This window comes from Enterococcus sp. PF1-24, assembly GCF_029893325.1.
In the GTDB taxonomy this organism is placed as follows: domain Bacteria; phylum Bacillota; class Bacilli; order Lactobacillales; family Enterococcaceae; genus HY326.
The window spans coordinates 102,975-115,194 of the sequence record NZ_JARXWL010000007.1 but is presented as its reverse complement, the minus strand read 5'-3'; the positions used below and the strand labels follow the sequence as shown (position 1 = coordinate 115,194).

14 protein-coding genes are annotated in these 12,220 nt (G+C 35.4%); 11 read left to right on the top strand and 3 right to left on the bottom strand.

The window, feature by feature from the left end:
- Positions 1-359, bottom strand: a 359-nt coding sequence (locus M2139_RS04995; RefSeq protein WP_280739531.1) for an IS3 family transposase, incomplete at its 3' end; no start/stop codon positions are given.
- A 26-nt stretch (positions 360-385) separates the two neighbouring features.
- Complete coding sequence (locus M2139_RS04990) at positions 386-709, bottom strand: DUF5320 domain-containing protein (RefSeq protein WP_280737716.1); 324 nt, start codon at positions 707-709, stop codon at positions 386-388.
- A gap of 283 nt (positions 710-992) precedes the next feature.
- Here M2139_RS04990 and M2139_RS04985 point away from each other — a divergent pair, with 283 nt between their 5' ends.
- Entirely contained in the window at positions 993-1,553 is a 561-nt protein-coding gene (locus M2139_RS04985) for a sigma-70 family RNA polymerase sigma factor (RefSeq protein ID WP_280737715.1), read from the top strand.
- A 48-nt stretch (positions 1,554-1,601) separates the two neighbouring features.
- Here the strand turns inward: M2139_RS04985 and def are convergent, their stop codons facing one another.
- Entirely contained in the window at positions 1,602-2,162 is a 561-nt protein-coding gene (gene def / locus M2139_RS04980; RefSeq protein ID WP_280737714.1) for a peptide deformylase, read from the bottom strand.
- 393 nt (positions 2,163-2,555) lie between these two features.
- Here def and rpsO point away from each other — a divergent pair, with 393 nt between their 5' ends.
- From rpsO to M2139_RS04930, 10 genes are all read left to right on the top strand, one after another.
- A complete protein-coding gene (gene rpsO / locus M2139_RS04975) occupies positions 2,556-2,825 on the top strand; it encodes a 30S ribosomal protein S15 (RefSeq protein WP_280737713.1) in 270 nt (89 codons plus the stop codon).
- A gap of 213 nt (positions 2,826-3,038) precedes the next feature.
- Entirely contained in the window at positions 3,039-5,150 is a 2,112-nt protein-coding gene (gene pnp / locus M2139_RS04970) for a polyribonucleotide nucleotidyltransferase (RefSeq protein ID WP_280737712.1), read from the top strand.
- Between the two features lie 198 nt (positions 5,151-5,348).
- Positions 5,349-5,876 (top strand): hypothetical protein, encoded by a 528-nt coding sequence (locus M2139_RS04965; protein ID WP_280737711.1) that lies wholly within the window; start codon positions 5,349-5,351, stop codon positions 5,874-5,876.
- 39 nt (positions 5,877-5,915) lie between these two features.
- Positions 5,916-6,047, top strand: a complete 132-nt coding sequence (locus tag M2139_RS04960) for a hypothetical protein (RefSeq protein WP_280737710.1) — start codon at positions 5,916-5,918, stop codon at positions 6,045-6,047.
- Between the two features lie 192 nt (positions 6,048-6,239).
- Positions 6,240-7,019, top strand: coding sequence for a DeoR/GlpR family DNA-binding transcription regulator (locus M2139_RS04955; protein ID WP_280737709.1), 780 nt, complete (start codon positions 6,240-6,242; stop codon positions 7,017-7,019).
- Positions 7,020-7,169: 150 nt separating this feature from the next.
- On the top strand, positions 7,170-7,865 hold the full coding sequence (gene deoC / locus M2139_RS04950; protein ID WP_280737708.1) for a deoxyribose-phosphate aldolase: 696 nt from the start codon (positions 7,170-7,172) through the stop codon (positions 7,863-7,865).
- Positions 7,866-8,312, top strand: coding sequence for a PTS sugar transporter subunit IIA (locus tag M2139_RS04945; protein WP_280737707.1), 447 nt, complete (start codon positions 7,866-7,868; stop codon positions 8,310-8,312).
- 93 nt (positions 8,313-8,405) lie between these two features.
- A complete protein-coding gene (locus M2139_RS04940) occupies positions 8,406-9,782 on the top strand; it encodes a fructose-specific PTS transporter subunit EIIC (RefSeq protein ID WP_280737706.1) in 1,377 nt (458 codons plus the stop codon).
- A 42-nt stretch (positions 9,783-9,824) separates the two neighbouring features.
- A complete protein-coding gene (locus M2139_RS04935) occupies positions 9,825-10,835 on the top strand; it encodes a Gfo/Idh/MocA family oxidoreductase (protein ID WP_280737718.1) in 1,011 nt (336 codons plus the stop codon).
- 50 nt (positions 10,836-10,885) lie between these two features.
- Positions 10,886-11,941, top strand: a complete 1,056-nt coding sequence (locus M2139_RS04930) for a zinc-dependent dehydrogenase (RefSeq protein ID WP_280737705.1) — start codon at positions 10,886-10,888, stop codon at positions 11,939-11,941.
- The last annotated feature ends 279 nt before the right edge of the window (positions 11,942-12,220 follow it).

Genomic DNA, 12,220 nt, shown 5'->3' with positions numbered 1-12,220 from the left:
AAAGGAAGATAGGTAATGTCCGTTACTAATTTTTTTAACTGACTGTTTGAAGAAAATCTTCGGTTTAAATGATTGCCAACTATTTTATATGGCTGCCCAACTTTTGTTCTTTTCTTCATTTTCGTACGACAATTCCACCCATAACGACGCATGATATGTTGAACTGTATTCTTACTGACACTTCTTACTCGACACACCAGCGCAGTGATTTTTCTATAACCGTATCTGAATTTATGTGTAAAACAGAGTTCCTTAATTAATTGTTCTAAATCAGTTAATCCTTTGGGGGCTGTTTTTAACCATCGATAATATGTGGAACGACCTATCTTAAATTGCTCGCACAATTCTTTAATACTCATTTGATCTTTCAATGACTCTACAAGGGCTATAAATGAGTCTCTTTCCACATCCTTTCCAATTCGTTGTACTTTTTTATCACTTCTAATTGTTGTTTTAAAAACTTATTTTGATTTCTTAGGTAGTCAACTTCAGACAGGTCCTCTGGTCCTTTGCCAAAACTATACTGTTTCCCAACAGGTTGAAGAAACCGGTGGGTTTCTCCATTACGATGCCAACGCCACCATGTTTCAACTTGTGTTTTGTTTTTAATATTAAGTGTGGACATTATTTCCTTAGTTGCTTTTCCATCTAATTTCATGCGAATCACTTCTTGTTTTACCTCAATCGGGTACGCTACTCTCATTGTCATGCTAAAAAGCACCTCCTGTTAAATTCATTTTACTTGAATTCAACAAGAAGTGCTTTTTTATTATGTCCCACTATTCTGGGTCAGTTCCTTTTTTATTGCTATAAAGAAATACGCATTTTTTTGTGATTTCCTTGTTTTTCATTCTTTTTTCTCAGAAATTCCTGCCTGCAAGCGGGAATTTTTGCGAAAAACAAAAAAAGAAAGCGCTGTTTAGCGAGAGATTTTGATAAGATGTAGGAAAGGCTGTTGTTGTGTTCATTTGAATCTTAAGGAGGAACAACAAATGGCACAATCTCAATCGTTTAGGCAGCAAGAAGAATTTTTACAATTATTTAATCGTTATAAGCCGATTGTATTTAAGTTGCAGAAAAAATACCGTTTAAATAATTTTGATAATGATGATTGGCTCCAAGAAGGTCAAATTGTTTTTTATAAAATATTGACTTGCTACGATGTGGAAAAAGGGGCGACGCTAGGGCATTTTTTCAAGTTAGCTTTTGTAAATCATATTAACAGTTTATTGCGGAAACAAACCGCTTTGAAACGTAAAGCGGATGTGTTAAGTTGTTCTTTAGAGAAATTAGCACCTGTTGATGAAGCGAATTATCGCAAAGGCATGAACTATCAACCGCATATTTTGGAAAATATGATTTTAAAAGAAAATTTTCAAAAGTATCAAACGTTGTTTTCTGAAAGAGAGGGAGCAGTCATGAGTTGTTACTTATTGCAAATGGATTTAGCTGAAATTGCCCAGCTGCTACATATTTCAGAGAATCAAGTGCGGAACGCGTTAGATCGTGGGAAAAAGAAATTGACTGATCATCTAGTGGAAAATCGTGAATAAGTAAAAAAGTGGGACAATCAGCGATTGCCCCACTTTTAAATTTAAATTTTATTCAATGACTAAGACGCCTTCTTTTAAGGCAAAAGGATTTTGTTCATTAATGTGATCGTAGAACATAATGCCATTTAAATGATCAATTTCATGTTGAACAACGATTGATTCATAACCTTTAAGACGGATTTTTTGTTTGTTGCCATTCATATCATAGTAAGAAACTGTGATTTTAGCGTGGCGGACAACATAACCAGGGACTTCTCGGTCAACAGAAAGACAACCTTCCCCTTCTCCTAAACAAGTATCTTGTACCGAATGACTCAAAATTTTAGGGTTATACATGACCGCACTTAGAACCGGCGCCGCATCTTCTTCATCAGCTGGAACATGGAGTGCGATAATTCGTTTAGAAATATCTAACTGCGGTGCTGCTAAACCAACGCCACCACGTAAAGCTAACTCTTCAGATTTAATCGGGTCTTGGCTATTCAATAAAAATTCCATCATTTCTTTTCCTAAAGCGATATCTTCAGGAGAAAGTGGTAGTGCAACTTCTGCAGCTACTTTTCGTAAAGTCGGATGCCCTTCACGAATAATATTATCCATTGTAATCAAACGAGGTTGACTCCTTTCAAAGTGGCCTGATAATAATCAGGCAGATTGCCCTTATAGTTTAACATAAAAAGCTTAGATACTGCAAAAACAAAGCAAGCAAAAAAATGTAATTTTGTATTTTTCCCGCTTTTTCTGTAATCCAGCTGTGAGGCTTTGCACCACTCGATAAAGTGAAGAAGAAATTTGTGGTAGAAAGCACCGCTATAATTTCTTTATGTATTTTACTTGGGAGCTGAACGAGCCCTTTCCGCTCTTTTAATTAAAGCTTGCTTTTTTTGGTAATTTCAAGTAAAGTATATCTGTATGCTTGACATACCGCCCTATTTCTTGGTTAAGTGCTTCACCAACGCTTTACTCAGTTATAGGATTAAAATGAAGAAAGAGGTGGAACTCATGGCAATTTCAAAAGAACAAAAAAATCAAATCATTTCAGAATATGCTCGCCATGAAGGTGATACTGGTTCTCCAGAAGTACAAATTGCTGTACTAACTTACGAAATCAATCACTTGAATGAGCATGCTCGCGTTCACAAAAAAGATCATCATTCTTACCGTGGACTAATGAAAAAAATCGGTCATCGTCGTAACTTATTAGCTTACTTACGCGATAAAGACGTACAACGTTACCGCGAATTAATCCAACGTTTAGGATTACGTCGTTAATTAACAACGCGAAAGTGAGGTTCCAAGGAATCTCACTTTTTTGCTAATTTCTAACCAGATTAAAATTTGTTTTTTTAAAAGTTTACCGACACTCTACTAACCAAATGAAAGCAGCTAACGGTTAGCTATTTCCATTTGTTTAGTAGCGTCTCGCTTTTAAAAAAACGAAAAATAATAAAGTTTGCTTTTAAGCGAAACGGAGGAAAAATAAAAATGACAGAAAAACAAGTTTTCAAAACAACTTGGGGCGGACGCCTGCTACAAGTAGAAATCGGTCAATTAGCTAAACAAGCTAATGGTGCAGTTTTAGTTCGTTATGGCGATACAGTGGTTTTAAGTGCAGCCGTGGCTTCTAAAGAAGCAAAAGATACTGATTTCTTCCCGTTAACTATTAATTATGAAGAAAAAATGTATGCTGTAGGGAAAGTTCCCGGTGGCTTCATTAAACGAGAAGGTCGTCCAAGTACTGCAGCAACCTTAACTGCCCGCTTAATTGACCGCCCAATCCGCCCGATGTTTGCGGAAGGTTTCCGTAACGAAGTTCAAGTAACCAACGTGGTAATGAGCGTAGAGCAAGATTGCTCACCAGCAATGGCAGCGATGTTAGGTTCGTCTTTAGCTTTATCAATTTCTGATATTCCTTTTGATGGCCCGATTGCTGGCGTTGAAGTTGGTCGTGTGGCTGGCGAATATGTGTTGAACCCAACGATTGAACAAGCTGCAGCAACTGATATTGAATTAACTGTTGCTGGTACCAAAAAAGCGATTAACATGGTAGAAAGTGGCGCCAAAGAAGTTTCTGAAGATGATATGCTAGGTGCTTTACTATTTGGTTTTGAAGCAATTAAAGAAATGATTGCTTTCCAAGAAGAAATCGTAGCCGCTGTCGGCAAAGAAAAAATGGAAGTAAAACTTTTACAAGTTAATCCTGACTTGAAAAAAGAAATTTTTGATGCTTACTATGCAACTATGAAAACAGCTGTAATGACAGAAGAAAAATTGGCTCGTGAAGATGAAATCGAAAAAGTCAAAGAAACAGTTAAAGAAGTTTATGCTGAAAAATTTGCTGACACTGAAGAAGCAGATAGCATCAACAAAGAAGTCAAACAAATTGCTGAAGATTTAGAAAAAGATGTGGTTCGTGAATTAATCACGATTGATAAAATTCGTCCTGATGGCCGTAAATTAGATGAAATCCGTCAATTAGATTCAGAAGTGGCTTTATTACCACGAGTACACGGTTCAGGTTTATTTACACGGGGCCAAACGCAAGCTTTATCTGCTTGTACTTTAGCACCTTTAGGAGAGCATCAAATTATTGATGGCTTAGGAGTTGAAGATAGTAAACGATTCATTCACCACTACAACTTCCCGCAATTCTCTGTTGGTTCAACAGGGCGTGCTGGTTCACCAGGTCGTCGTGAAATCGGACATGGTGCTTTAGGTGAAAGAGCCTTAGCGCAAGTAATTCCTGACGAATCAGAATTTCCTTACACAATTCGTTTAGTAGCCGAAGTATTGGAATCAAATGGTTCTTCTTCACAAGCTAGTATTTGTGCTGGAACATTGGCCTTAATGGATGCTGGGGTGCCGATTAAAGCACCGGTTGCAGGGATTGCTATGGGACTTGTTTCTGACGGTGAAAACTACACTATTTTAACTGATATTCAAGGCTTAGAAGATCACCTTGGCGATATGGACTTTAAAGTTGCCGGAACGAAAGCCGGAATTACAGCTTTACAAATGGATATTAAAATCCAAGGAATCACTGAACAAATTTTAACTGAAGCTTTAGCTCAAGCGAAAAAAGCGCGGATGGAAATTTTAGAAGAATTAACTTCAACATTAGCTGCGCCGCGTGAAGAGTTAAGCCAATACGCGCCAAAAATTGAAATGATTAAAATTGATCCTGCTAAAATCAAAGATGTTATTGGTAAAGGTGGCGACACCATCAACGGTATCATTGATGAAACAGGCGTTAAAATTGATATCGACCAAGAAGGTAATGTTAGCATTGCTTCTGCCGATGCCGATATGATCAAAAAAGCTATTCAAATTATCAAAGAATTAACAAAAGAAATCAAAGTCGGCGAAGTTTACTTAGGTAAAGTAGTCCGAATTGAAAAATTCGGTGCCTTTGTTAACTTAGCGAAAGGCAAAGATGGCTTAGTTCATATTTCTCAATTAGCTAACGAACGCGTCAACCAAGTAGAAGATGTTGTAAAACTTGGCGACGAAGTCTTAGTTAAAGTAACTGAAATTGACCGTCAAGGCCGTGTAAATGTCTCTCGTAAAGCAGTTTTAAACGAAGATAAAAAAGACTAAATCACTTAGCAGTTAAGCTGTTTTTCTGGCTTAACTGCTTTTTTGATACACAGCATTAGCAAAAATGCCTATGATAACGTTTTTTATCTGTAGACAGCCAAAGATTTTCTTTAATATTAGTGGCAAATTTGATACACTTTAAAAGCAGCTGATTTTTGAGAAGAATGATGAATTAAGTAAATAACAAAGGGTGAAATTTTGAATTCCAAAAAGAAACGTAAAAGGCTTAAGCAACAACAAATTGAAGCCGATACTTTCGAGTATAAACGTAAAAGAAAACGGAGACGTTTTTCCTTAGCGGAATTTTTAGAAGAACATGACGGATTGTCTATCGCTTTAAATCTATTAGTTGTACCAATTTTCGGGCTGATTACTGCAATCATAGTCCAGTTGGATGATTCAGCCTGGAAAGTTCCGCTGTTTACTAATATACTATTATTATTTTTGACTCTGTGGGGGCAGTTTACTAATAAAACGAAAAAAAACAGTCGCAGCTTGGCTGAATTTATTAGTCAGTTTAAATGGCTTAATGTCGTATTGCTTGTTTGTCATGGAACAATTGGTTTTCACAAAAAATATAGCCAAAAAGTGACTGTTAAACCATTATGGTTTGTCGATTCATCAGATGCTAAAAAAGCGTTACTTATTTATTTAATAATCTTGAGCGTGTTATTTACCTTATCTTTCTTTATAAAAGATGAAAAAAAGCAAAAAAAGAAAAAATAAGATGATATATAGTTGAAAAGTTTAAAGGTGGTGAAGATTTTGAATTCAAAAGAAAAAATGTTAGAGCTGATTAAAAAGAAACAAACCGGTGGCGGTCGTTCGAAACAAATGAGCGCACCAAAAAACGATCAGAAAAACATGCGTAAAGGACCTAAAATTTTTAATAAATAGTGAGTGAAAGACATTTTTCTTGGAAAAGAAAGGTGTTTTTTTATTAAGTTTATTTTGATGCTATTTAATATAAAAAAATTTATAGTTGTTAGCTGAATAAAAATCAATCTACAGAATTCCTTTCTTTTCACAGCTAATCATGTTATGCTTTGAAATGAAAGCAATCAAAAGCAAATAACAGGCGGTGGGGATTTGGACGAAAATAAATTTATGTACGCAGAAGAACGGAAAGCTAAAATATTACGTTTGTTAGAGGAACAAGAACGACTTCAAGTAGTTGATTTAGTTGAACTTTTTCAAGTTTCAGGAAGTACAATTCGTACAGATATGCGAGAATTAGAAAAAGAACACTTGTTGACGCGTACACATGGTGGTGCGATTCGCAATCTTCAAAGAAGTTTTGAAGATAAACCCAAAGTACGTACTTTAACAGATGAAAAGCGAAAAATAGCTCGTAAAGCCGTGGATTTACTTAATGATGGAGACTCTTTGGTGATTGATACAGGAACATCTTGTTTGGCTTTTGCTGAAGCATTGATAAATAGTTCGGTTAAAGATTTACGTATCCTTACTTATGATTTACAAATAGCTTCAATGCTTAGTGAAGAAACTAACCATGAAATTTGCTTTATTGGCGGTATTATTCGTAATGGATTTCAGTATGCTTCTGGGGAAATGGTGATTGAATCTTTGCGAACTTTTTTGGTGGATAAAGCAGTGATTGGAACAACTTCTTTTTCTCCAGAAAAAGGCTATTCTACACCGAATATTGGAACTGCAGAATTGAAAAAAGTTCTGTTTACAATTGCGAAAGAGAAATTATTACTTTGTGAATCTAGCAAAATTAGGAAAGATAGTTTTAAATTATTTGCTAGACCAAATGAAGTAGATTTATTTATCACGGATAATGAGATTACCGATGAAAAGTTAAAGGAACTAAAAAGATTGAATTTAAGTGTTTCGATTGCGTAGTTATTATGGACTAAAACTTTAATATGTTTTAGTCTTTTTTTGTCTTTTCAAAAGCAAATGAAAAATATCTATTTTCATTTGCTTTTATATGTTGATAAAGTGAAAATATATGTTAGAATGAAAACGAATTCAAATATAGGAGGAAATAAAATGACAATTAATTTAACTGTAAAAGAACTGGCAAATTTGGTAGATCACACATTATTGAAAGCGGATGCGGTACATTCAGGATTTGAAAAATTATGTCAAGAAGCTGACGAATATGGATTTAAGATGGTTGCTATTAACTCATCTCCAGTAAGTTTATGTGCAGAGCTTTTGAAAGACAGCCCAGTTCATGTAGGTGCAGCGATTGGATTCCCTTTAGGACAAACAACAATTGAAACAAAAGTATTTGAAGTAGAAAATGCAATCAAGAATGGTGCGGACGAAATTGACTATGTAATCAATGTTGGTGAACTAAAAGAAGGAAATGTTGATTATATTCGTAAAGAAATGGAAGATATTGTAGCTGTTTGCCGAAAAAATAAAATATTAAGTAAAGTTATTCTTGAAAATTGCTACTTAACAGATGAAGAAAAAATTACTGTATGTGAGATTGCTAGAGAAGTATTACCTGATTTTGTAAAAACATCAACTGGTTTTGGAACAGGTGGAGCAACATTAGCAGATGTTCGTTTAATGAAAAAAATTGTTGGGGATAAAGTGAAAGTGAAAGCTGCTGGAGGTATCCGTGATTTAGAGACAGCTTTAGCGATGGTAGAAGCAGGAGCACAGCGTTTGGGAACTAGTTCAGGAATTCCGATTGTTGAAGAATATAAGGCATTAAAAAAGGAGAATAACTAAATGGGATTAAAAGAACTTATAAGTGAAGAATTAATCGTATTGGAAATGAATAGTCAAACAAAAATTGATGGAATAAAAGAATTAGCCGAAAAAATGAAAATAAGTCAACGAATAACTGATTTAGATGTCTATTTAGATGCGGTAATGGTTCGAGAGGAAGAATCAACAACTGGAATTGGTTTTGGTGTAGGAATTCCACACGGTAAATCCATTGCAGTTCAGACACCCAGTTTAGCTTTTGGTCGTAGTCAGAAAGGTATTGCTTATGATTCAATGGATGGGAAGCCAGTACATTTATTATTTTTAATTGCAGTTCCAGAAAACTCTAATGATGAGCATTTACGAATTTTAAGCCAGCTTTCACGTAAATTGATGCACCAAGAAATACGAGATAGATTAATGAACGCAGTTGATAAAGAAGAAATCTATACAATTATCGGGGAATAAAAAAATATTTTCATTAAACTGTCTATTTAATCAATTTAGGAATAATTAAGTATAAAAAACTTATATAACGAAAATGCTAAGGAGGAAATATCGATGAAAATAGTTGCAATTACTTCTTGTTCTACCGGAATTGCTCATACGTATATGGCAGCAGAAAATTTGGAAATGGCAGCCAAAGAAAAAGGTTATGAAATTAAGGTTGAAACACAAGGTTCAATTGGCGCTGAAAATGTATTGTCGGATTCTGATATTGAAGCAGCCGATGCAGTTGTGATAGCTGCTAGCACAACTGTAAATAAAGAACGATTTTATGGTAAAAAATTAATTGAAGTAGATGTAAATGAAGCTATTAATGACGGACCAGCTTTATTGGAACGTTCATTAACAGCACCTGTTTACCAAATGACTAACGGTGAAACGCAACAAAGCGAAAAAGTACAAAGTAAAGGGATTTATAGCCATTTAATGACCGGGGTTTCTTATATGATTCCGTTTGTCGTTGCAGGTGGGTTATGTATAGCCCTAGCGTTTGCATTCGGAGGAATTAATTCTGAAGGAGCTTTAGCGCAAGCAATTAATGAGCTTGGTGGTATAGCTATGGGTTTAATGTGGCCAATTCTTGGTGGTTATGTCGCATTTTCTATTGCTGATCGTCCCGGTTTAGTACCTGGGATGGTTGCTGGAATGGTTGCATCAAGCATGAACGCGGGATTTCTTGGTGCGTTATTAGGTGGCTTTTTGGCTGGATATACTATTTTATTATTAAAGAAACTTTTAAAGTTACCAGCTGCATTTTCTGGATTATTGCCTGTTTTGATTTTACCAGTTCTTTCAGTATTAATTGTTGGCGGCATTATGAAATTTATTGTTGGAGTACCGATTACTGCGATTAACGAAGGAATTATGAATTGGTTGAATAGTTTAACTGGGATTAATTCAGTTTTATTAGGATTGATACTAGGTGCGATGATGGCTATTGATCTAGCTGGACCGGTTGGGAAAGCAGCTTATTTCTTCGGTGTAGCTTCATTGACAAACCTTGCAGTAGGTGAGACAAGCACAATTATGGCAGCTGTTATGGTTTCAGGAATGGTTCCGCCATTAGCAATGGCACTTTCTTCAACAATTCTTGGTAAACAGTTGTATACCAGTGAAGAAAGAGAAGCTGGGAAATCAGCTTGGGTTTTAGGACTTTCGTTTATTTCTGAGGGGGCTATTCCTTTTGCGGCGGCTGATCCGTTACGTGTTTTAGGGTCAGTTACAATTGGTTCTGCTATTACTGGAGCTCTATCAATGTTTTTTAATTGTGGGATAGCAGTACCACATGGCGGTTTTTTCGTTTTCTTAATTCCAGGAGCAGTTTCTAATGTATTACTTTATATTATTGCTTTGGTTATTGGAACTGCAATTAGTGGTTTTTTGGTGACAGCAATAAAAATCGCTGGAGCTAAAAAAAGAGAACAAGCGTAAGTGATTAGTTATTAGTTATTAGTTGGAAGGGAAACGGTGGAAATGATTAATATTTGTTTAATAGGTACAGGGCGTGCGGGCTTAATTCACGGTCGCAATATGGCGGCAAAAGTGTCAGGTGGGAAATTAATAGCTTTGTGTGATCCCTCAGAAGAAGCATTACAAAAAGCTAAAGAAGAATTAGCTGTAGAATATGTTTATACAGATTATAAACAAGCTGTTGAAAATCCAGATATAGATGCAGTTGTGGTTGTTACACCTACTGTTTATCATAAAGAAATTGTAATCGCAGCAGCACAAGCAAAAAAACATATTTTATGTGAAAAACCATTAGCAATGAATGAACAAGAATGTTTAGAGATGATTGCAGCAGCACAAGAACATCAGGTGAAATTACAAGTTGGCTTCATGCGACGATTTGATGAAAGTTTTCAAGAGGCTAAAAAAATAGTGGATTCCGGACAAATTGGTGATGTTGTTTTAATTAAATCACTTACTCATGGACCGAGTGAACCAAAACCTTGGATGTATGATATATCAAAAAGTAGTGGACCGATTGGTGAAGTTAATAGCCATGATTTTGATACTTTACGTTGGTTTGCAGGAAGTGAAGTAGCATCTATTTATGCTATTGGTGGCAATTTCCGTTCACCAGAAGTTCGCCAGGAATATCCAGATTATTATGATACTGTTTCTTTAAATTTGCAATTTTCAGATGGTAAATTAGGAGCGGTAGATGGCGCTCAATACGTGCAATATGGTTATGATGCTAGAGTAGAAATTTTAGGGACAAATGGTAGCGTGTTAATAGGAGATCAAAGTAAACATAAGGTTGTTGTGGCTAAAAAAAATGGGGAAATTGTTCGACCGGCAATGCACAGTTGGACTTATCTGTTTCAAGAAGCTTATGTAAGAGAAGATCAAGCTTTCGTAGATTGTATTATAAATGATACCGAACCTTTAGTAACAGGCTATGATGGCATGATGGCTGTTAAATTAGTTCACGCAGGATTAACTTCGTTACTAGAAAAACGTATTGTTCAATTAATGTAGAAAGTTGTAAAATTTTTGTTCTTATAATTAACTATCCAGGAGGAGAAGTAATGTCACAAAAAATGATGAAAGCTGTTCAGTTGTTAGGAAAAGAAAAAATCCGATTGACAGAAGTTTCTAAACCAATTATTGATGATACAGAGCTTCTTATAAAAGTTAAAGCTGCATCTATTTGTGGGACAGATGTTCGTATGTTTAAAAATGGTTATGTAAATGTGGATGAGGAGCATCCCTTAATTTTAGGTCATGAAATTTCTGGTGTAATTGAAGAAGTCGGCAATTTAGTAAATGGATATGAAAAAGGGATGCGTGTAGCGGTTGCCCCTAATATGGGATGTGGAATTTGTGATCAATGTGTAAGTGGAAACACACACTTGTGTGCAGAGTATGAAGCTTTTGGTATCAATTTACCTGGTGGTTTTGCAGAGTATTTGAAGGTTCCGGAAAAAGCAATTCGTCAGGGAAATGTCACTTTGTTGCAAGATGAGATTAGTTTTGAAGAAGCTGCTCTTATTGAGCCTTTCAGCTGTGTATTTAACGGACAAGAAATTTCTGGTGTAAACGCAGGGGATACTGTATTAATTGTTGGTGCAGGACCAATTGGCATTATGCACGCGATGCTAGCCTTAAATAGAGGTGCAGGCAAAGTATTAATGAATGATCTTCAAATAGATCGCTTAAATACAGCGAAAGAATTAGTGCCAGAATTAACGATTGTAACCAGTGATAATCTTCAAGAAAAAATTATGTTTGAGACAGGTGGTAAAGGGGTAGATTTATGTATAGTTGCTGCTCCAGCGCCTAAAGTTCAAGAGGAAAGCTTTAATTATATGGGAATGAATGGGCGACTATTATTTTTTGGCGGATTACCTAAAGAAAAAGAGAATGTACCGTTGAATACTAATCTTCTACATTACAAGCAATTACGAGTTTATGGTTGTACTAGAGCGAGTTTAAATGGTTATCGTTTGTCTGAAAAACTGATTGCTAGTGGGAGAATACCTCTAAATCAATTGATTACGAAACTTTATCCTATAGATTCGTTTATGGAAGCGTTGAAAAATGCTGAACAAGCAGTTGGTATGAAAAATGTAATTGTTTTTTAACACGTATAATTTAAAATAGATAAGGCAGAAGAAATGGGTGATTGACAATCAGTATTTCTTCTGTTTTTTTGTATAAACAGACAGCAAAAAAATATTTTGGTAGAGACAAATAAAATTAAATTTTTGAGGTAACTAACTAAAAGTTAAGGAATCCTTGAGAGTTAAAAGTGAAGCTTAGTATAAAATAACAGAGAAGGTGGCAGGATATAAAAAAGCAAAAAAATATCTTTGAAAGCGCTTGACAATATTTAAGTTTAACGTTAAACTTTGTTTGTGATA